General features: G+C 39.9%; 15 protein-coding genes. 9 read left to right on the top strand and 6 right to left on the bottom strand.

All coding sequences use genetic code 11. The annotated features are described in order from the left end of the window. Positions 1-174 precede the first annotated feature (174 nt). Genes H6A61_RS10580 through H6A61_RS10570 form a run of 3 tightly spaced genes read left to right on the top strand, consistent with a single transcriptional unit; the run spans position 175 to position 5586 of the window. On the top strand, positions 175-1635 hold the full coding sequence (locus tag H6A61_RS10580) for a DUF3375 domain-containing protein (RefSeq protein ID WP_204393484.1): 1461 nt from the start codon (positions 175-177) through the stop codon (positions 1633-1635). Further along, positions 1632-2210, top strand: a complete 579-nt coding sequence (locus H6A61_RS10575) for a DUF4194 domain-containing protein (protein WP_154043264.1) — start codon at positions 1632-1634, stop codon at positions 2208-2210. The genes H6A61_RS10580 and H6A61_RS10575 overlap by 4 nt, the downstream gene beginning before the upstream one ends. Continuing rightward, positions 2194-5586: an ATP-binding protein gene (locus tag H6A61_RS10570; protein WP_204393482.1), complete on the top strand. Its 3393-nt coding sequence runs from the start codon at positions 2194-2196 to the stop codon at positions 5584-5586. Before H6A61_RS10575 ends, H6A61_RS10570 begins: the two co-directional genes overlap by 17 nt. A gap of 96 nt (positions 5587-5682) precedes the next feature. Here H6A61_RS10570 and H6A61_RS16190 read toward each other — a convergent pair whose 3' ends face one another. The 3 genes from H6A61_RS16190 to H6A61_RS10555 all read right to left on the bottom strand — a co-directional run bounded on the left by H6A61_RS16190 (position 5683) and on the right by H6A61_RS10555 (position 10373). Further along, positions 5683-8133 carry a glycosyl hydrolase family 18 protein gene (locus tag H6A61_RS16190; protein WP_204393480.1) on the bottom strand — a complete coding sequence of 817 codons (2451 nt, stop codon included), beginning with the start codon at positions 8131-8133 and terminating at the stop codon, positions 5683-5685. Between the two features lie 63 nt (positions 8134-8196). After that, positions 8197-9195 carry a DUF5119 domain-containing protein gene (locus H6A61_RS10560; RefSeq protein ID WP_204393478.1) on the bottom strand — a complete coding sequence of 333 codons (999 nt, stop codon included), beginning with the start codon at positions 9193-9195 and terminating at the stop codon, positions 8197-8199. A 71-nt stretch (positions 9196-9266) separates the two neighbouring features. Next, positions 9267-10373, bottom strand: coding sequence for a DUF3575 domain-containing protein (locus H6A61_RS10555; protein WP_239469186.1), 1107 nt, complete (start codon positions 10371-10373; stop codon positions 9267-9269). Between the two features lie 372 nt (positions 10374-10745). Here H6A61_RS10555 and H6A61_RS10550 point away from each other — a divergent pair, with 372 nt between their 5' ends. After that, positions 10746-11051, top strand: coding sequence for a GNAT family N-acetyltransferase (locus H6A61_RS10550; protein WP_204393474.1), 306 nt, complete (start codon positions 10746-10748; stop codon positions 11049-11051). A gap of 130 nt (positions 11052-11181) precedes the next feature. On the opposite strand, the gene H6A61_RS10545 is transcribed toward H6A61_RS10550, so the two are convergent. Together H6A61_RS10545 and H6A61_RS10540 are read right to left on the bottom strand one after the other, a co-directional pair. Continuing rightward, positions 11182-11370 carry a DUF6722 family protein gene (locus H6A61_RS10545; protein ID WP_204393472.1) on the bottom strand — a complete coding sequence of 63 codons (189 nt, stop codon included), beginning with the start codon at positions 11368-11370 and terminating at the stop codon, positions 11182-11184. Between the two features lie 67 nt (positions 11371-11437). Next, complete coding sequence (locus H6A61_RS10540) at positions 11438-13240, bottom strand: MutS family DNA mismatch repair protein (protein WP_204393470.1); 1803 nt, start codon at positions 13238-13240, stop codon at positions 11438-11440. Between the two features lie 109 nt (positions 13241-13349). Between H6A61_RS10540 and H6A61_RS10535 the strand changes: the two genes are divergently transcribed. From H6A61_RS10535 to H6A61_RS10525, 3 genes are all read left to right on the top strand, one after another. After that, complete coding sequence (locus H6A61_RS10535) at positions 13350-13892, top strand: methylated-DNA--[protein]-cysteine S-methyltransferase (protein WP_204393468.1); 543 nt, start codon at positions 13350-13352, stop codon at positions 13890-13892. 125 nt (positions 13893-14017) lie between these two features. Beyond that, entirely contained in the window at positions 14018-15016 is a 999-nt protein-coding gene (locus tag H6A61_RS10530) for a metallophosphoesterase family protein (RefSeq protein WP_204393466.1), read from the top strand. A gap of 33 nt (positions 15017-15049) precedes the next feature. Next, complete coding sequence (locus H6A61_RS10525) at positions 15050-17401, top strand: family 20 glycosylhydrolase (protein WP_204393464.1); 2352 nt, start codon at positions 15050-15052, stop codon at positions 17399-17401. A 95-nt stretch (positions 17402-17496) separates the two neighbouring features. Here the strand turns inward: H6A61_RS10525 and H6A61_RS10520 are convergent, their stop codons facing one another. After that, a complete protein-coding gene (locus tag H6A61_RS10520; protein WP_154043275.1) occupies positions 17497-19635 on the bottom strand; it encodes a cation:proton antiporter in 2139 nt (712 codons plus the stop codon). Between the two features lie 273 nt (positions 19636-19908). Here H6A61_RS10520 and H6A61_RS10515 point away from each other — a divergent pair, with 273 nt between their 5' ends. Together H6A61_RS10515 and H6A61_RS10510 are read left to right on the top strand one after the other, a co-directional pair. Next, a complete protein-coding gene (locus H6A61_RS10515; protein ID WP_204393462.1) occupies positions 19909-20511 on the top strand; it encodes an RNA polymerase sigma-70 factor in 603 nt (200 codons plus the stop codon). Positions 20512-20535: 24 nt separating this feature from the next. After that, positions 20536-21531 (top strand): FecR family protein, encoded by a 996-nt coding sequence (locus H6A61_RS10510; RefSeq protein ID WP_204393460.1) that lies wholly within the window; start codon positions 20536-20538, stop codon positions 21529-21531. Positions 21532-21740: the final 209 nt, after the last annotated feature.

The raw sequence follows: 21740 nt of genomic DNA, 5'->3' as shown, positions 1-21740 counted from the left end.
GAAGAGGACAAATATTCCTCCAAATAAGACAAACATTCTTCTTTTGAATACTTTCTATATTCACGCATGTTACTAAATAATTTGTGTCAACTTATTTAGTACACTACAAGCTCTCATTGCAGTGTCGGATTTTATAGCTAACTTTGTATGATAACTTATTTCGAATAAAAAAACATGTCCGAAACCCAGCTATTGTCCGATATATTGAACGATTCCCCATACGCGGAACTTTTGCGTTTGCGAAACAGGGAGATTATTGTATTGTTTCTGTATGAAACATTTTATAAGCACAGAGAGCCAGTGGCATATGATTCACTGAAAATGCGACTTTCAGATTATCTTTCTTCCATTAATCTGGAGAAGGATGAGGAGAACGATATAAATGTGTTCGATTCATACGACGAAAAGGCATACAAGTATATTCAGAAATGGACGGACAAAGGTTTTCTCCGCAATTATCAGGAAGAAAGCGGCGAGGTGTTCTACGAACTTTCGTCATATTCCAGCAAGGTGATAGACTGGCTTCTCAGTCTGAAGAAGGATGAGTTCGTGGGAACAGAGTCGAAGTTTATGAACCTTTACGGACAGATAAAGGAACTTGTTGAGTTTACCAACGAGGATCCTGAAGAACGTATCCGAATGCTTGAGCAGAAAAAGATGGAGATAGAGCATCAGATTCAGAGCCTTAGAGCAGGCGAGTCGGCAATGGTCTATGAAGATTATCAGGTGCTCCCACGTTTCCGAGACATTACCCGTACGGCAAAGGAGCTTCTTTCCGATTTCAAGGAAGTGGAAGACAATTTTAAGTCCATTACAAAATCCATATATCAGAAACATGCCGAGGGAGACGTTTCGAAAGGTGATATTCTTGGATATACGTTCGATGCACTTGACAAACTTCAGCAGAGTTCGCAGGGAAAAAGTTTCTATGCTTTTTGGGATTTCCTTATGACACCATCCATGCAGGACGCATGGGATAATATGGTTGACGATTTGTATCATTCCATCGATCCGTCGCAGATCCGTCAGGAAGATATGTTCCTGAAAAATATGAAGCAGTATCTTTATAACAGCGGAAAGAAAGTATATCAGGCAAACGACAAGATGGCTGAAAAGTTGAGCCGTATCATCTGCGAAAACAATAATTCTCAGTCGGCTGCATCGAAACGTGTTATTCAGGACATACAGTCGGTACTACTTCAGTTGGCAAGTCAGAACATCAAACCGGATGTTTCGCTCGAACTGGAGACTATACCGGAAATATCCATGCCGATAGAGAGAAAACTTACTCTTGAAAAGACTGACGATGTGAACTATAACAATGTGATAGAAATAGCAAGTGCGGACATTGCCGAGGCAGAACATGCCGACAAGCTTTTTGTAAGTCATGGAGTGGATCGTTCGATACTCAAACAGAGAATTCATGATTCATTGAAGCGTCGTAAGCAGGTTTCTCTGTCCGACGTGGTAGAGGAGAGTGGAGGACTGGAAAAAGGACTGGCAGAGCTGTTCGGATATATCAGTGTGATACGCGGATTCAGGCATACCATTAATGCCGACCGTACACAAACAATACCGTTTAACAGCGAGTTGAAGAAATCAATAGTAATACCGGAAATTATTATCTTAAAATGAATATAGATTCTATAATAGCACCTTACGGACGTACCGTAGTACGCCTTCTTAAAGGTCCCGTAGAGGTAACAGACACGAACGCATGGGAGGACATCCTTAACTATCAGTCGGAGATAAACAAGTATCTCGCAAATATTGGTATAGAGCTGATAGTGAAACGCGATGAAGGTTTTGCATATATCAAGCAGATAGTGGATGATGAGGACAGGACCACAGGACTTATTCCTCGCCAGCAGCTTGGTTTCGAAATATCGGTGATTCTGATAATCTTAAGACAGATGCTTGAAGAGTTCGATAGCAATATGGACGAGCTGTATGCTACAGAGCGTTTTGTCAGTGCCGACGAGTTGAAGGAGCGAATAGAGATATTCCTTCCTGAACGTTTCAACAGAGTGAAGTTACTCAGCGAGATAGACACATATATCAACCGTATAGTGTCGCTGGGATATCTGAAACTGATAAAGCGAGACAATGTGAATACATACCAGATTCACAGAATAATTAAAGAGAAAGTAACATTGGACAAACTACAAGAATTTAAGGATAAACTGCAAGAATATGTTGAGTCTGTTTAGTACCGGTTCCGATACGTCGGGATTTCGTTTGAAATACATGGAGATATACAACTGGGGAACATTTCACGAAAGGATTTTCCGCATGGAGCCCCAGGGAAACAATGCCCTGCTTACGGGAGCAAACGCTTCGGGAAAGAGTACCATAATAGATGCTCTACTCACTCTGATGGTACCTGCCAAGAAGGATAGGTTCTATAACCAGTCGTCGGGAGTGGAGAAGAAAGGTAACCGAACAGAGGAGACATACGTTCTTGGTAATTATGGAAATATTCAGCGCGACGGCGAAAGCGGTGCAAGCACACAGTCATTGCGCGATCATTCGGCATACTCTGTGCTTCTTGCCACTTTTACCAATACCGATACCCGTGTGGTTACAGTGTTTCAAGTACGCTGGTTCTCAGGTGGTGAGTTGAGGCGTACCTTCGGTTTGGCTCATTGCGAACTGGATATTAAGACCGACTTCCAGCCATTCGATGGCAAGGGTATGTGGCGTCGCCGTCTGGAAAGCTCGCATAAGGGGAACCGTACGATGGTGGAATTCTTTGAAGGACCTGTAGGCTATGCCGACCGTATCACACAGCTTTTCGGTATGCGTTCCGTAAAGGCTCTTTCACTGTTCAATCAGATAGTGGGTGTGAAGGTACTAGACGACCTTGATGATTTTATCCGTACCAATATGCTTGAAGAGCAGCATGCAGAGTCGCAGTATATAATGCTTAAAGACAGTTTCAAGACTCTGATGGAGGCAAAGACCAATATCGAAAAAGCAGGAAAACAGATTGAATTGCTTACACCTATATCAGAATATGCAGACGAGATAAAAGAATATGCCCAGAAAATAAAGCAACTTTCCATGGACAGGGAAAGCATTGATTACTGGTTTGCCCGTAAGACTATAGAACTGGGTAAGGAACGTGTGGATTCTTTGGAACAGGAGCAGGAACGTCTTGAAAAAGAGGAAAAGAAACTTCGTGACGACGAGGACAGAATGCGTCAGGACGAACGTTCCATAGCCCTTGCCATAGAGAATGATGAGGTTGGCAGGAAGATAAAGGAAATGGAGCAGGAGATTAAGCGTCTGGAAGAACTTCGTGACGAACGTGTATCGCGTATGGATGAATATAACTCGGTGGCATCTGTGTTGTCGCTCACTACTGACCCAGACAAGGATACTTTCATAAGTCAGCGTGACTCTGTATCCGGACGTCTGGAAAGCATGAATGCCGGTATAGAGCAGAAAATCAGAGAGACAATATCCTTTGAAAACGAAAGGAAAGATATTACTATGAAGATTGATGAGTATATCAAGACCATCGAATCTCTTAAGAAGAACAAGAACAATATTTCAGGACGTGAGTCGGAGATACGCGAAATGATTCTTGAACATACCGGAGCCACAAAGGATGAGATACCTTTCATCGGTGAGCTGATAAGGGTAAATCCTGCCGAAATGGAGTGGGAGGGTGCCATTGAGAAAATCCTTCACAACTTTGCCCTGCATCTGCTTGTGCCTGACCAGTATTATCATGAGGTAAATAAGTTTCTTAACTCTAACGACTTGAAGGGTAGGATTACTTATTACCGCTATCGTACTTACAACTCGCTTGCAGGAATGGATACATTCACATCCGATGATGCCAGACTGCTAGACAAGATTGAAATACGTCCCGACTCTGAATATGAGGAGTGGATACGCGATACCATATTCCAGAAATACAATTATGCGTGCGTAGAAAATCTTGAAGAGTTCGAACGCTATCAGGAAAAGGCTGTTACGCGTGAGGGACTTATTAAGTTCTCGCACGACAGGCATGAGAAGGACGACCGTCCTCAGGTAGTGAGCAAGGCAAATTATATCCTCGGATGGGATAATCAGGACAAGATATCCCTGCTTCAACATGAGATAAAGGAACTTCAGGAGAAAGACATAGAGCTGATGGCCAAGCTGAATGATATAAATTCCGAGAAACAGAAACTCCAGTATGACTACGACATGAGCAAGAAACTGGTGGATATGTTTAAGGACTTCGATGCCGTAAACTGGAAAGAATACGCCACACGTCTGCAGGAGAAACTTTCCGACAAGGCTGAATTGGAAAAGAACAATAATACCATACAGGCTCTTCAGAAACAGTTGGAGCAGGTACGTCAGGCCATACGTAATATTTCGCTGGAAGAGATACGCGACAAGGTGAGCCAGATTTCGGATATAAAATCCAATATAAAGGAAACGAAAAATGAGATGGAAGAATGTCAGAAGGCTATTTCATCAATGCGTTCTATTCTTCTTTCCGACTTTGAGCAGGCTTACGAAGAACTGAAGAACTGTACATTCGAAGATCTTGATAAGGAATACAAGTCATTCATCAGCCGTAATGACCGCGAACGTAATAAACTGTTTAATAAGAAGCGTGAGGCGGAAGACAAGGCGAAGAACCATATCCGTGATTTCAAATATCCTTCGGAATATATCACCGAGAAGTTCAAGGACTGGCGTTCGGACGTTAATGCTTTGCCTGATGCTGACAATATCGACCTTATAGACGAATATCAGGAAATGTTGCACCGTTTGCAGAAAGAAAACCTGCCGAAATACGAAAAGCAGTTTGACAACTATCTGCAGAAAACGCTTACAGACAAGGTGGGTGACTTCCGTATGTTCTTCATAAACTGGAAGAGTGCGATAGACGACAATATACGCATGCTGAATGAATCACTTCATGGTATTGATTACCGCAAGCAGCCGGCTACTTACATTCAGCTGGTTATGCAGACAAGAATAAATGAAGAGGTCAGAGAGTTCCGCCGTCTGATGGATGAGGCTATGCCTAATGTGCAGAAAATCAATTCTACGATAGACGGGCGTAAGATACATTTTCGCGACCATATCCAGCCGTTTATGGAACGTCTGGAAAATGAGGATTGGAGAAACAGGGTGATGGATGTGCGTTCATGGTTCACCTATAAGGCAGAGGAATTCAACCGTAATACAGGAAATAAGGAAACAACATACGAAAACATGGGACACTTGTCTGGAGGAGAGAAAGCGCAGCTCACTTATACCATCCTCGGTTCTGCCATTGCATACCAGTTCGGTTTGACAAAGAGCGGAATGCAGGACAATTCATTCCGTTTCATTGCCATCGACGAAGCCTTCAAGGCGCAGGACGAGGATAAGGCACGCTATCTGATAGACTTGTGCAAGCAGCTTCATCTGCAGCTCCTTGTGGTTACTCCGAATGACAATATACATATCGTAGAGAATGACATCTCGTATGTGTATTTCGTAGAACGTAAGGAAGAAAAGACCTCATGGCTTTACAGCATGCCTATAGAGCAGTGGAGGGCAGAGAAGAATCCGGGAACATTGTTCTGATGATTCATTTTTTATAAAACTAAAAAACTGTGTTCGCAAGCAAAATCTGACTTGCTTGCGGACACAGTTTTATATTGTATATTCTTTACTGAAAATTTATTGTGGCTGTGCAGGTATTTCCTTTAACATAGCTTTCAATAATGAATATTCATGGCTGAGTGTGACATCTGTTGCAAGGTCCCAGCTCATCATACCTGCCATGCCTTGCTCCATTGTGTATCTTGTCTTCTCACGTATGGCATCTGCTCCATCATATATAAATACTTTACCTTTGTAAGTTACTTCTTTTTGTGAGGTTGAGGTTACAAGATTGTTTTGCACAAAGTTCCAATAAGCTTCAGTACTTTTTGAGCCATCTTTAGTAACTCCATAGAAAGGTACTCCCATTACGATTTTATCTTTAGGGAATCCCCATGCTAGTACAGCCTGTGCATCATTTTTGAACTGTGACATTGGAAAACGCTCTGGTGATGGACCGTATGCCTGTATTGAAATGAAATCGACATACTTTGCAGCTTCTAGTGACATCTTATATGAAACCGGATGTAATGAAACACTAAATGTATAATCGTAGCCGATAATGCTTCTTACAGCTATAACTGTCTGATTGTATGTGTTGAAAGCACCTTCGTTGTTTGCAGGCCATTCAAAATCCAGATCTACACCATCAAGATTATATGTTTCTAATAGATTTTTAACGTTATTGGCAAACTTTTGTCTGGCGGCTGGAGAATCACACATGGCTTGCCATCCACCAGATGCTATACCGATACGTAATTTTATTCCAGGATTAAGTTTGGTACGTAAATCATTCAGAATAGTGACCCATGTATGATTATCCTTTCCAGGATTTTCTTTGTCGAATGTCCAATAGGCCTGAGTCTTGCAAATATTCCAGCTTTTATATGATAGTTTTCCTTCGGCATTCATTACAGTTCTGATGTCTCCGCCTCCAAGAGGTAGGAAATTGAAATAAGCTTCGTCGATATATCCCTTCAGACCTTTACCTAATTTAGTTTCTGTCTGCATGAAAGGAAGTTCGTTTACGCTAATAGTACCACTTGTTGCAGATGCGTCATCACCGTTTACGTATAGGCGCAAAGTACCTTTATTGCCATATGTCATAGCTATGTGTATCCATTTCCCTGATACTATATTACTGTTGCTGAGTGTTGCTGTCTGGTCGTTTATTCTGAAAATTAAATTACCTTCTGTCTCGCCAAGTGTAAGTGAAGTCCTGTTGTTTCCGCTGCTTGCTGCCTTGGAAAAGAGAGTTGCACCGGAAGTCCATTCGTCTATATATATCCATGTAGCAAATGTAAACTGGTTGACACCTTTTGTCGCAGAGTTCAGAAGACCGTGTCCTGCGTTCATTTCTCCTGTTCCGTCAAAATGCATAACCCCTTTCTTTCCGTTGAATTCATCAGTTGCTGTAACACCACTTTCTGTGAATGTAGCTGTGTTATCAGGAGTTTCAAAATAAATGTCACCGTTTGCGTATGGGCTTGCTGTCATGAATATTAGGTCATTACATGCATTCATACTTTCGGTATAAACGCGATCGGTTTCATAGAAGTTTGGTCTGATGTATGAACTGATAATCTTTTGAGGAGCAATTTCAGTAGTGTTGCCGTCTTTCCAGTTATCTATTTCAGGTTTGAATTCAATAACTTCCATGTTGGTTATATTGTCACCGTTGATTGTCGCAGTGTAGTTGTAACGGAATCCAGGTTTCCATCCTCCTTCACCTGGTGATGCCAGTTCTAATTCAAATGATTTTGTAGCTTCTTGTGACATGCCGCCTCCAGATATGCTGGCTGTAAATGAAACTGTTACTTTAGATGTTTCGTCAGTAGGAAGTTGCTGTGGAATTACAAGTTTGAATTGCGAAGCCTTGTTTGATGTTTCGCCTGCCAGATTTGCAATGTCATCATAAGTATAGGCTACATCTGCTTCTGCATTGCCATCCCATTTGATGTTACCATCCTCGTAGATACCAGTTGCAGTTTTTATAGCTTTCTTGATTTTTATATCTCGTATAGCCAGTGTATAATTTTTAAGTTCTGTATTAAAAGTGAAGCCTACCTGGCTCAGCATGTGGCTGAATGATAATGAAACTGGGGTAGAAGGTATGCCGGATACTGCATCTGCTGAACTTACTGCAGCAACCAGATCCTTGTCGTCACTAGGTGTATAATTAGGAAAAGTCAGTTTTTGTGATGTGGCGTCATAGCTGGCATCTATGATTTGTCCAGCTTCGCCGTCTGCATAAGCACCGAAGCGGTAGTAATTTCCCGTATGCCAGTAATAGGTGCTGGTATTAAGTTCATTGTTGAAAATTTGACCGTCAAAAGACGTATTGTCTGTACAGTATTTCCCGAAAACATAGAAATTATTCAATGTTTTCACTTCTGTTACAGCTCTTGTCGTGTTGCCTACAAATGCATCGAAACCAATTGTGTGCATGTTTGCCACTTTCAGCACTTCGTTGGTACAACTTGCCAAAGTCATTGCAGCCATACCCATCAAAAATAAATTCTTTTTCACGATAAAAATAGTTAAAAGGTAAAACTTAAAGTTATTATTTGGTATTATAAAAATATATGTTCATTATATTGGTAATGGTATGTCTATTGTGTCTTCCCAGTCTCCTATATCTGTATCAAAATTACCTGAACTTTCACTGCCGTCCTCATCGCTAACTTCTATGTCCGGAAAAAGCAGTATGCCGCCACGTGGTTGTACACGCATGTATTTACTGACGTCAAGATAGTAATTAAGGTGTTTACCGTTTTTCAGTATAACTTCAAGATTTAGCACGAAATGCAGTTTCTCGGCATCATCTGTGTATTCATTTGATTTGTAAGCAAAATTTGGTACACCAAACGACATAACTTTTGCATTACAGCCTAGTTCGTCTATTTTGCAGTCAAAAAGTAGTGTAGCGGTTGTGTTGTCTGTATGCCCGTCGTGTAAATAAGTCTTGTTTGCCATGCCTGTAAGTGCCCCTTTTGCACGGGACACATATTCCAGACCTGACTTGAACTTGTAGCGTATCAGGTAGGTATATGTACGTGGAAACATCGTTACAGGCAGATGTTCTGTCTCGATAGACAAATCAGCTTTGTATTTAGGTATATATGAGGCATAAAGCATATCCGGTGGATTGACGGTCTGCTCATGTTCATATCCTTCAGGAGCCTTGTAGCCGGATCTTGTGCGAATACGCGTACCGGCTGTAGCTGTTACCGGGTTATCGGTATTGCTGAATACAATATATTCTGTGTCGTTACTGTAGAATAACAGTTCATGTTCTCCCTGAGGTATAGGTAGTATCCCTCCTGAATTTTTCAGATTGTTTGTTATCGGTCGGGAACCTCCTGTATGTATTTGCGTACGGATACCTTTTGGTACATTTGGCTTATAGTCTTCGTAACTACCTGGCCAGTTTTCTTTTCTCCATATTCGTTTCCAGTCAAATCCATCTGTTCCTGCCTTATACGGATTTTCCCATTCCTGCATCCATTGTAGTTGAACATAGGCATTTGCAGACAAAGCATGTTCCTCATGGTTGAAACACAACTCTTTCCGGCATGAACTCAGCATCATATTAATGAAAAGAATGAGGAAAATACAATACAGTATATCCGGATAGTTTTTTATAGTTTTATGGTATAGTGTCATGATTTACCTCCTTTCTTGACAGTGCCCCAGCCTATGTTCCACACCAAAGCAAATTTTATTTTTAACGGACCAAAATAATTGAAGCGGTTGGTCTGTTCATAAACGTAGTGTTTGTCAATAGGAATATATTGATCGTATTTTGTAGTCATAAAACCGGCACCTATACCTGCTTCGAATGCAAGGTTTTTACCTATAGGAAACATATATCCGTAGCTTATACCTATCATTCCTCCTTCGCCTCTATATCCTGTATTGCCATTTTCCAGGTCGTACCAACCTCCTCCTCCAAACAGACCTGCATAATGTCCGTGAAGATTGTTTTTTCTGTGTATCCAGTAACGTATTTCCGGCAGTATGGTGGCTAGTTGATAGTATTTGTGTTTGTTGTCATTGTGCCACCAAGCCATATTGCCTTCAACTCCTACCGACCATTTTCTGTCGATACGGTATTCTATCTCTAATGATGGCATAATTGCACAATCATATATAATGTTTGTTTTCAGATACCATCGTTTGTCCTTATATTTTTTTTGAGGAATTTCTGTTAGAATAATTTCAGGCTGATTTTCATATAGTTTTCTGAATGGCTGTAATCTCTGAAAACTGTCATTTATTTTGTTTGTATCTGCTATATATGATTTGTTGTCATACTGTGTCTTTTCAGGAGTGTACCCTTCAACAAAGTTTATTCCTATCAAGGCCACAACATCTTTCATGTTCTTATAACTGCTGGTGCTGTTTTTTGTAAGATAATACTCTTCTTTCATGCCGTGATGTGTTATAAACCAGGACTTTACATGATTACTACGCTCTTTTGCTGCTGCCAGGTTTTCTCTAAATGTAGGAAATGAACCACAAAAGCCACGTATCAATAAATGAGCTCGTCCTGCTTCAATATCTTTACGGTGCTGGTTTATAAGCTGTACGGTGTATGTTATGGCTTCTTCATTACCTTTGAATGGAGAGTAGAAAATCTTGTTTCCAGGTATGAATCTGAATAGAATGACTGAATCTTTTTCTGATATAGTGTTTTCGTCTGTTGTGATGGAATGTGCGTTGCAGACTAGTATTGATATTCTTACTAGTGCAATTATAAAAATCATTATTTTTAGACGGTGTATTATCATATCACAGTATTGATTGTTGTTCCGATGTTTTTACATATAAAATGTGGACATCTTGAACAAGATGGTTACAAAGTTTTAGTTAGCCCGTTTTTGTGTAATTGTAAAAGATACTATAAATGTGATTTAAGTATTCTGTTTATAATTAATTGATTTCTTTTGCGCAAAAGTAGTAGTAGAAAGGTGTGTATAGTGTTTAAAAATAGCTATTTTGTTTCCAATATTTGCTATTATGGCTTATTTATCGTTTGTTTTTCGATAAAAAGCGTCTAATTACAGTATAATAGCGATGAATTTTATAACTTTGTATTTCTCGAAATTTAAAGTTAATCTGACTAAAATTTATAGCTTATGGAAATTGTACACGACGAAGCAAAGAAACAGTTCAAGGTGGAGGTGGACGGTTATACCGCTCATGTAGCTTATCTGCTGACAGAAGACGGCGGTCTTGATATCCGCCACACCATAGTGCCCGAAGAAATAGGCGGACGCGGAATAGCATCAGCCCTTGTAAAGGCTGCATACGATTATGCACGCTGTAAATGTCTGAAACCGGTCGCTACATGTGCTTATGCCGTAGTGTGGTTGCAGCGTCATCCGGAATATCAGGGCGATGTTAGTTGTGATTATGGTGGTAAGGGTACTTGCGCAATCTGAACGATTGCGCAATACATTATTTAAATCATATGGTTTGATTTTAACCATTTCTTTCCCGGAGGTGTAAGACACCATATCAGGAATATTACGCATGGTAGTCCTATTGCTGATAAAACAAATACTGCTTCCATTATTTTTCCTCCTTCTTATTACTTAATACTAAACCCGCTAAGAGTATTGAGCAAGCTACTAATAAACCTAAGACATATATTAATAGTTTGCTTTCGCCCAAATCTTTAAATAAAGATGCTATTACTATACCTGTCAACACATATTTTGAGACATCTATAAGATAGGCTCCTAACTTCTCTTTCCACATAATGTATTTATATATAAAGACAAAAATAAAAAACATCTGTCAACTTTGCAAATTCTTTGTGTAATAGTTAATTATCTTCTATCACAATCCCCATCTTCTTCATAAGGAAGCATGCATTCATATTTTGGGCTATACCTTCACGTATCTTGTAACTGAAGTATAGCTCATTGTTTTTTATGTCCGCTTCGAAACAGTAGTTCCTTATCTGGTCAGGGAAATATTTTACCAGTTCACCGAGCAGCAAATCGTGAGTGGCAATAATACCGTTTGCCTTTAGAGTCATAAACTGGCGTATAAGGCTGAACGAACCTTTTTGCTTGTCCGTAGAATTTGTTCCTTTAAGAATCTCATCGAGGATGATGAACAGCTCGTCGCCCCTGTTGAGCATGTCAATGATTCTTTTCAGACGTTTGAGTTCTGCAAAGAAATAAGATTCGTTATCGCTCAGCGAGTCTGATGTACGCAGACTTGTTATCAGCTGTGCCGGATAGATTTTCATTTTTTTACAGCACGACGGTGCACCGATACATGCCAGCAGATAGTTCACGCCTATTGTTCTCAGGTATGTACTTTTTCCCGCCATGTTGGCACCTGTGATAATGAGGAAATAAGGGCTTGAAGGAATCAGTGCATCATTTTTTACGCATTGCTCCTTAGGCATCAGCGGATGTCCCAGCTCTTCAGCCTCATAACAGAATGGAGTATCTGTGATTTCGGCATACTGATATCCGGGATGATTGTAGGCAAATGTTCCGAGCGAACAGAGTGCGTCCAGTTCTCCTACTGCCTCCAGCCATCCTGAGAGGTATTTTCCGTACCGGTCTTTCCATGCCTCGATACGTATCATCTGGCGCAACTGGAAGAACATGCTTCCTTCGAGTATTACATACATAATCTGATTATTACGCAAGTCTAGTCTGTCCAGTTCTTTAGTCAGTGCCTTTAGGGCTTCGGCAGGAGATTTTCCGTCTATCTCAAGTCTTTTTATTATATCCTTTATTCCTCTGGCATTCCATTCCTCGTTTTGTGCCAATGTTATCAGGCGGGCATATGTGCTTAGTGTTTTAAGTTTTTTGCCATACTCTTCCTGAAGTTCAGTGGCACGCTTAATAACACTGAAACTAAGTATTACGAAAAATGAAAAAGCAAGTCCGAACCATGACATGGAGATTATGTCCGCCAGTCCGCATACCAACAGTATTATATTTATGGATGGAACCAGCCATATCAATGCTTTCGCCCAAGTAGATTTTGTGAGAGTACTTTCCGTTTCTGCCCATTTGCGGATGTCGCTGTCATCGTTGTTTTCACTTCTGTTTATAAGACCTGTGATAGCGAAATTCAGTCTGAAGTCATTCCTTTCTGCCAAATCTTTTACGCAATCCTGTCTTTCCTCTATATCTTCTTTTTTACGTAAATGTTTTTTCATCCATTCCGCCAAAGTAGTTTTTCCTATGTGAGTACATGTACGGTTTATTGCCTGGAATAGTGATTTGCGGCCGAAGATATCAAGGTCGAATGAATAAAGATGTTCTGTATCGGCAAACTCCTTGCCCTCATCAAATTCCGAATAATCATTGTTAAGTCCTTTTAATTCTTTGTTTAGGATGTCAGCCTTTACTTCCAGCCATTGTCTGCGAATGAAGAAACGGCTGTGTACCTTTATCATTATAAGGAAAGGGACAAGTGTACAACAGGCTCCTGTTATGATAGTCTGTATGCTGTGGCTCCATAATGCGATGACAGTCGATATACAGCCTACGAAGAGCAGTATCCTTATAATACTTATATATAATATGGTTTTGTTTACCTTGTTCAGACTCTGTTTAGTGTCCGATAGATTGTTGTTATACCATTCCTGCGGTTTCATGATTCTTGTTTTTGTTTTGCCTGCGAAGATAATAAAGTTTTGAAAGTCTGTTTGTTTTATGCGGCGGATTTCATTTATTTTGTGATGTAATATAAATCTAGGTTAATAAATGAGGTTTAGAATAGAAAGAATGACAGACTGCGAGTTCCGTAATCTGAATATTGATTATGGATTTTACAATACTCCGGTAGGAGAAATACTGATTGCGTCAACAGTTCGCGGAATATGTTGTATTGAATTAGCCGACAACCGTGATGAGGCTTTGCAATTACTTTGCAAAAGGTTTGCAAAATCTTCTCAACAGATACATTCTACGGAGTTTCACAACCAGGCTTTGCGCTTTTTTGATAAAGATGAAAGGATGTCTTCAAATGAAATTGCTTTACATCTTTACGGTACGGATTTTCAGATAGAGGTATGGAAAGCCTTGCTTGAGATTCCTTTTGGGAAAACTTCCACTTATAGTGATATTGCAAAAGCTATAAATAATCCACGCGCTTTGCGTGCTGTAGGAACAGCCATAGGACGAAATCCGGTGGCTATACTAGTTCCTTGTCATAGGGTATTGCGTTCTGATGGAGGAATTGGCGGTTATTATTGGGGAATAGAAAAGAAAAAGATACTTTTGGAATGGGAGGGTGATATGCCTTGAATTAAATTTTCATTCATGTTATAAAGTAAAGAAAAAGCATAAATTATAAATGTCTTATTGTATTTTGTGGTTTTATTTGTTTACTTTGCACATTGGATAAATATTAGCTCTTAAATCTAGTAATAATGAAATTTTTGTGTGTATTATTATGCCTTTTATGTACTACTTTTTGTATAAAGGCTCAAAATGTTTTAAAGTTCAATCAGGAAGGAAAATTCAAGATTGTACAGCTCACCGATGTACATAATGTTTATCAGGATGCCCGTTCGCAAGTAGCTTTACAAAGAATAAGGGAAGTCTTAACATCAGAAAAACCGGATCTGGTTATAATAACCGGAGATGTTATTTACGGTAAACCTGCAGAGGAAGGTTTTCGTGAGGTACTTTCCCTGATTTCAGATTTTAAAATCCCTTTTGGAATTACTTTTGGTAATCATGATGATGAGCAGGGAATGACACGTAAACAGTTGCTTGACATTGCATCTTCGTATGAATATAATCTTACATCTACAGCAGAAGGTATTTCCGGTTTTTCTAATTATATATTGACCGTAAAGTCTAACGACTCTGCCAGAGATGCAGCTATTCTTTATTGTATGGATTCTAATTCATATTCCACAATTGAGGGTGTCAAGGGATATGGGTTTATAAAATTCGACCAGATTTCGTGGTACCGTGAAAATAGCAATAAGTTTACAGCAGCCAATGGAGGCAAACCAGTGCAGTCGTTCGCTTTCTTCCATATACCTCTTCCTGAATATTCTTATGCCGTTGAAGATCAGAATGCTGTTATGGTCGGTACACGAATGGAACAGGCGTGTTCACCGAAACTGAATTCCGGAATGTTTGCTGCCATGAAGGAAAATGGGGATGTAAAAGGAATATTTGTAGGACATGACCATGACAATGATTATGCCGTATATTGGAACAATATATTATTGGCATACGGAAGATACAGTGGAGGAAACACGGTTTATAATCATTTGTCAAATGGTGCCAGAGTTATAGAATTGACAGAAAACAGCGGGTATTTTACTACATGGATAACTTTGGAAAAAGGTGAAAGAATTAACAAAGTCGTTTGCCCGGACGATTTTATCAAAGATAAAAACAAAAATATGTAATTACCAATATCGTTAATTTAAATTTAATTTTTTATGAAAAAAAGCTGTCTAAAAGCTATCTGTACAGTGTTTACAGCTGGTATTATGATTTCGTGTGGTAATTCGGCCACAGAAATCAAGTCCTATAACGAAGGTATAAATATTATACCAAAGCCTCTTTCCCTGGAAGTAGGTAATGGAAGTTTCAAACTGAAGGACGGTATGTCTGTTCATGCCGCAGGTCAGGACGAAAAGACTGTTGCCGAATATTTCATCTCAAAAATCAACCGTGCAACAGGTTTTGACATTCAGGTTAAGGAAAACGGATGTATCCGTCTGGAACTTGACCCTTCTGCCTCTATGGATGACGAGGGATATACATTGAATGTTACTCCGGAATCAGTACTTGTAAAGGCAAAAACAGCTCAGGGACTTTTCTACGGAATGCAGTCGTTCATGCAACTTCTTCCGGCAGAGATTGAAAGTCCTGCTGTAGTAAAGAACGTTCCTTGGGTGGCACAGGCTGTAAACATTACAGACGAACCTAAGTTCGAATACAGAGGTCTGATGATTGATCCTTGCCGTCATTTCATGACTGTAGATGAGATTAAGAAACAGTTGGACGTAATGGCTCTCTTCAAAATGAACCGTATGCACTGGCATCTGACTGAAGACCAGGGATGGAGAATCGAGATTAAGAAGTATCCTAAACTGGCCGAAGTGGCTTCAAAACGAATTGAAGCAGACGGAACAGAATATGGAGGCTATTATACCCAGGAAGAAGTAAAGGAAATAGTGAAATATGCTTCGGACAGATTTATCACAGTAGTTCCTGAAATAGAATTGCCAGGACATGAACTCGCAGCCATTTCCGCATATCCTGAACTTTCTTGCAAAGGACAGTCTATCACTCCACGTACAGTATGGGGAGTGGAACACGTGGTGATGTGTGCCGGTAAGGAGCTTCCTTTCCAGTTCCTTGAAGATGTTATCGCTGAGGTTGCCGCCTTGTTCCCTGGAGAATATCTTCATATAGGTGGTGATGAATGTCCTAAGACTAGTTGGAAAACATGTCCGTTGTGTCAGAAGAGAATACGTGAAGAAAAACTGTTTGCCGACAAGAACCATACAGCTGAAGAACGTCTGCAAAGCTATTTCGTACAGCGCATGGAAAAAGTCGCGGCCAAATATGGAAAGAAGATTATCGGATGGGACGAAATTCTTGAAGGAGGTCTGTCACCAACTGCAACTGTTATGTCATGGCGTGGCGAAGAAGGTGGTATTGCTGCAGCTTTGACAAATCATGATGTAATTATGACTCCTGGTTCAAATGGCCTGTATCTTGACCATTATCAGGGAGACTGTAAAATAGGCCCTGTTGCAATCGGCGGTTTCTCTCCACTGGAAAAGACATATAGCTATAATCCTGTGCCTGATACACTTGTTGCCATGGATAAGGAAAACTTTATCAAAGGTCTTCAGGGCAATGTATGGAGTGAATATCTTTATACAAATGATATAAGGGAATACCGTACCTTCCCGCGTGCTTTAGCCATAGCAGAAACTGGATGGACAGCTACAGAACTGAAAGATTATAATGATTTTATCAGACGTATAGACAATGCTTGCGTGCGTCTTGACGGACATGGAATAAACTATTATATTCCTATGCCGGAACAACCGAACGGATCTTGTGATTTTGTTGCTTTTACAGACAATGTATCGTTGACATTTACAACCAACAGACCTGTAAAAATGGTTTATACACTAGACGGCACTGAACCTACAATCAACTCTGCAGTTTATAATGCACCGCTTGATTTCACTGAAAATGCTACAGTGAAGATTGCTTCTGTTCTTCCTTCTCACAAGATGAGCAGGGTTCGCACTGTGACAGTAGAAAAACAGACTCTTTCTCCTGCTGCAACTGTAGAAAAGAAAACTTCGGGACTTAATATGGAAGTTATTGACGGAACATATCTGAATATGGCGGAATTAGAAAAATCTGGTATGAAAGTAGCGGATAAGAAAGTCATTAAGGATACACGCGAACTTATTACCTACAGAAAGTTCTCTGAAGAAACCATGAGAGGCTTCAAGCAGTATTCCGCTATTGCTACAGGATATGTTGATATTCCGGCCGATGGTGTTTATTTCTTCTCTTCTGATCTTGAAGAAGTATGGATTGACGGTAAGAAACTTATCGATAATGGAGGACTTGTCAAACATTTCTGTCCTACAAACAAGTCTGTAGCTCTTTCTGCCGGACTTCACGAATTCAAGGTAGTGTTCCTCGGTAACTCTTACGGAGGTTATCCTACACACTGGAATGACGGAAGCATCAATATCAGAAAGTCTGATGAGGAATCATTCAAAAAGATTACGTCTGATAGACTGTTTCATTGATATTAATGAAATGATATAAAATAATAAAGGCTGTTTCTTGTGTAATATACCATCACAAAAGAAACAGCCTTTATTTTATTTCTATGTCTTATCTATTATTTCCATTCTTTCTTTTTTCTAACGAAGAACATCCAGCGAAGTATCGATGCCGGAATGGTATGGCTGAATGAGTTTACCTCGTCCGCACGTTCCTCTATGTTTTCAATCAGAGGTTCAGCGTCCTTCTCGCTTATGATACCGTTGTTTATCATCTGCTTGACAGTACGTTTCTCGTTGCTTAGCAACATACGTATGGACTTCAGCGTAAGGGCATGTCCGTAAGCTTTAGGAAACTCTTCAGCCAGAGTGCTTATAACTACATCCATACGTGAGATATTATTCTCTATTTCCGATTTCAGTGTTGGCAATACGGCTTTCTGCTCATCATCGAGAAGGTTGGAAGTTTTCAGTTCGTCTATCAACTTCAAATTCTCTTTCTGAAGAATGATGAAACCACGTCCCAAATCATAAACTACAGTAATGCGCTCGCGGAAATAGAAACTTATCCAGTCGTGTATTACTGGAGTTTTTCTCAGAGCATTGATCGTACTGCTGCGGTCGCAGAATTTGAAGATGGAGTTTCTGTAGTCCAGAGTGTATTTTCCATCGTGGTCGTACAGTTCGTCCAGTGAGTTCATCAATCTGCGGAAAGCGGTTTCGGATATGATACCTTCTTCGTAGATGGCTTTACATGTGGCTTTCTCTCTGTCAAGGACTTTCAGACGTATTTCTGATATTACATCTTTGTCTTTTGCTTCCACTATTGGGGCTACCGGAGCTGACGCCATATAGTGTTCAACTTTTATCCAGTTTGCTCCAGTCAGATGGTCTCTTGCTTTCAGCCTTTCCAAATATTTCTCAGAGTTTTCTCTGATATGTTTGTGGATATTGTAATCCAGTTTTACTCTTGCCGAAGGAACACTGATCAGTCCAAGCCTGTTGAGCAGCCAGCGCATTGTTGTGGCGTTTATACAAAGAGTCAGTGTAACTATACCGGCAGTGAAAAACAAAATCTGGTTTCTGATATCTTCCGGTATCGCTTCGGTATATGATACCATCAACGCTAAAGTCATGGCAAGCGCGCCACGTAATCCTCCCCATGTAAGTATTACCGATTCGCGTTTTGTCAGTCCGTAGCCCATTCTTTTCATTACAGGATATAGCATAGAAATCATGGCGTAGCGGAACAGGTTGAGGAAAATATATATCAGTATGAGTACTCCGAATGCACTCCATGAGAAGGTTACTTTTTCTGATATTACAATACCCACTATGATGAAAATAAGTGTGTTTGCTATATATGTTGCAAGTTCCCAGAAATGTTCCATGAAATTGTTTACTTGCGGTTTCAATCTTGGTTTACCTGTGTATGTAACGGTAAGACCGAATGCGACGAGTGCTATGACTCCGGAAACACCAAGATAGAATTGTGAAATGATGAAAGTGACGTATGCCGAAAGGATGATCACACTGTTCTGTATCATCTCTTCGGAGTTTATTCTAGTAATGAACCATATCACTACACGTGCAAGGAAATATCCCAGGATGGTACTTATGCTTATCACCTTTATGAATTCCATAACCGGTGAACTGTCCGAACCGCCTGTTGCGGCATATACTCCGAAGAACAGCATGAAGCATACGATACCGGTACCATCATTGAGCAATGATTCGGCATCTACAAGTGTAGAAAAGCGTTTGCTGGTTTTCAGTTCGTGAAGCAGAGCAACTACAGCAACAGGGTCGGTAGCACTGATCAATGCTCCGAACATCAGGGCAAATGCCCATGTCCAGTTTTCGTATCCAGGTATAACCAGACCTATTCCAACCATCAGCACTCCGGTGAGAATCATGCAGATAACAAGTCCCGGTGCAGCAAGCAGGGTAGCGTTCGCCAGTGTTTTTTTGAAGATATGCATATTCAGCTCGTATGCTGCATCGAATATAAGTATAGGAAGGAAAAGATACAGTATAAGGTCGGGATTTATATCCGCCACACTATCTACAGCTTCCGTTATTTGAGGCAATGAATTGAATATTCCCGTACGGTTCAGTATTCCTACCAGAAGTCCGATGGCGAACAATCCTACTGTGTAGGGAAAACGACTGTGTTTTAGTAATGATTTAAGTAGTGCCCCTATAATCAATCCTGTTATAGTGAGCAGCAAAGGTTGCAGAAATGCAAATTCTTCCATGGTAAAGTTTATTAATTATTACAATAATTACGAGGTCATAAAACAAAGATAGTAAATTAAGGCTACATATATATAATGTTGACATGAAAAAAAGTAATAAAATATATGTAAAATAAAGACTTGATGTTAGAGTAATGTAAAACCTTGTATTAAAAATAGTTTCTAAGGTTATTTGTATTTGTCCGAGAATGCTGTTTTTATGAAAAAATCATCCGATAGCTGTTCTTTAATTTTAATAATTGTATATTTGTTCCGCAAAAAGAACTGTTCATTATGAAAGTGTCCAAGTATTTTAGTTTTTCAGACGAGCAATTATTCAATCTTATAGAAAACGGAGATAAGATGGCTTTCACAGAAGCTTACAACAAATATCACCGTTTGCTGTATTCTGTATCTTACCGTTATCTTATGGATAAGGAAAAGGCAGAAGAAGCCGTGCAATATGTTTTTGTACGTCTTTGGGAATATCGTTCGGATTTGAATATCGGTATAAGTCTGAAGAACTATCTGTTTACGATGACAAAGAATTACGTATTGAATGTAATCCGTAATGAAAATTCAGCGATAGAGAAACAATATGAACTGGCACAAAGGGCATCCGAGTTTGCAGACGATTTTGTAGAAAAATTTGAAAACAGGGAAAGGATGGACATCTTTTACAAGGCATTGGACAAACTGCCTGAACAGAAACGCGAGATTTGTCTGCTGAAAGTGCGCGAAGAATTGTCGAACAAGGAAATTGCCGAACGTATGAACCTGTCAGTCAATACTATAAAGACACATTATTCGGAAGCGTTGAAACTATTGCGGATACATCTCAAAAAAATGTTAATGATAATACTTTTCCTTATACTTTTAGGCGTGATGGGTGTCTAATAAGATAATAGACTAATATAGAATATGAACAGACCAGATGACAAACAAATAGAAAAAGTGCTGGCCGGATTAGCTACTCCGGAGGAAGCAAGAAAGGTGGCAAAGTGGTTTGCGACGGATGAAGGTTCGGAGTATCTGTCAAAGAACTTCGATGAAGACATCAATTCATTGCCGCTTGATAATGCCGATTTGCTGATAGACCACAGTGTTCCGTCGGATAAGATGTTTCAGACAATAAATATACGCATACGAAACAAGAATATCAGACGGTGGACATTGCGTGCTGCCGCAGTGCTTCTGCCATTGGTGCTTATATTGGGATTATATCTTCATCTTAACACCAGAGTGGATATATTTGGCGGAGGCGAGTATGCCGAAATATACGTACCTAAAGGGGAACGTATGCAAATGATGTTTCAGGATGGTACTAAGGTTTATATAAACTCCGACTCGTACATGCGTTATCCTCGCAAGTTCGGTATTTCCGAACGTACGGTAGAATTGAAGGGAGAGGCATACTTTGTAGTGGCGAAAAACAAGAACCGTCCGTTTGTGGTAAACCTTAACGGTCCGTCCATACGTGTACTCGGTACTTCTTTCAATGTAGAGGCATATCCGGAAAATGACGATATAAAGGTTAATCTTGATGAAGGAAGGATAAATCTTAAATTGCTTTCTGATGAGGAAGTACCGGTATCTCCAGGTGAGTGCGTAATATATAACAAGGCAACACGTTCATATCGTGTGAACCGAAATACAGATACAGGCGCATCATCAGTATGGAAAAGCAATGTCATATCATTCAATGACGCTCCTTTCAATGAAGTGCTTATCCGTCTTGGTCGCTGGTATAATGTAGATTTTGTTGTGGAAAATGATATTCCGTCGGATTTGCATATAACACTCGTTTCCAGACATACACTGATTGAGAAGGTGCTTGAGGATCTGGAAAAAATATCTCCTCTGTCTTTCAGATATGACGAACTGTCGGCAAAGGTGTATGTATCTTTGAAGAAATGAATTATTTAAAAATTAAAAGTTGCCTTGACATCAGAAATCAGTCTATTTGTCAAGGCAACTTTTATTTTTTTCATATCATTAATATTACGGTAGGAATGGAAATACAACCAGTTCCTTTCTCATTTGGCTTTTTGAGCCTTTTTCTTGTCTTGGTGGTTGAAGTAAATTACACCTACGATTGCTACAATTGTAACAAAAGCTGAAACTAC

Source organism: Bacteroides caecigallinarum (assembly GCF_016901995.1).
Taxonomy (GTDB): Bacteria; Bacteroidota; Bacteroidia; order Bacteroidales; family Bacteroidaceae; genus Phocaeicola; species Phocaeicola cellulolyticus.
Note: the sequence above shows the minus strand (reverse complement) of the source record. Positions and strands in the feature narration are given on the sequence as shown.

Coding starts and splice junctions, on each gene's coding strand:
- H6A61_RS10580 (WP_204393484.1), top strand. CDS start 175: ATGTCCGAAACCCAGCTATTGTCCGATATATTGAACGATTCCCCATAC.
- H6A61_RS10575 (WP_154043264.1), top strand. CDS start 1,632: ATGAATATAGATTCTATAATAGCACCTTACGGACGTACCGTAGTACGC.
- H6A61_RS10570 (WP_204393482.1), top strand. CDS start 2,194: ATGTTGAGTCTGTTTAGTACCGGTTCCGATACGTCGGGATTTCGTTTG.
- H6A61_RS10560 (WP_204393478.1), bottom strand. CDS start 9,195: ATGATGCTGAGTTCATGCCGGAAAGAGTTGTGTTTCAACCATGAGGAA.
- H6A61_RS10555 (WP_239469186.1), bottom strand. CDS start 10,373: ATGATTTTTATAATTGCACTAGTAAGAATATCAATACTAGTCTGCAAC.
- H6A61_RS10550 (WP_204393474.1), top strand. CDS start 10,746: ATGGAAATTGTACACGACGAAGCAAAGAAACAGTTCAAGGTGGAGGTG.
- H6A61_RS10545 (WP_204393472.1), bottom strand. CDS start 11,370: ATGTGGAAAGAGAAGTTAGGAGCCTATCTTATAGATGTCTCAAAATAT.
- H6A61_RS10540 (WP_204393470.1), bottom strand. CDS start 13,240: ATGAAACCGCAGGAATGGTATAACAACAATCTATCGGACACTAAACAG.
- H6A61_RS10535 (WP_204393468.1), top strand. CDS start 13,350: ATGAGGTTTAGAATAGAAAGAATGACAGACTGCGAGTTCCGTAATCTG.
- H6A61_RS10530 (WP_204393466.1), top strand. CDS start 14,018: ATGAAATTTTTGTGTGTATTATTATGCCTTTTATGTACTACTTTTTGT.
- H6A61_RS10525 (WP_204393464.1), top strand. CDS start 15,050: ATGAAAAAAAGCTGTCTAAAAGCTATCTGTACAGTGTTTACAGCTGGT.
- H6A61_RS10520 (WP_154043275.1), bottom strand. CDS start 19,635: ATGGAAGAATTTGCATTTCTGCAACCTTTGCTGCTCACTATAACAGGA.
- H6A61_RS10515 (WP_204393462.1), top strand. CDS start 19,909: ATGAAAGTGTCCAAGTATTTTAGTTTTTCAGACGAGCAATTATTCAAT.
- H6A61_RS10510 (WP_204393460.1), top strand. CDS start 20,536: ATGAACAGACCAGATGACAAACAAATAGAAAAAGTGCTGGCCGGATTA.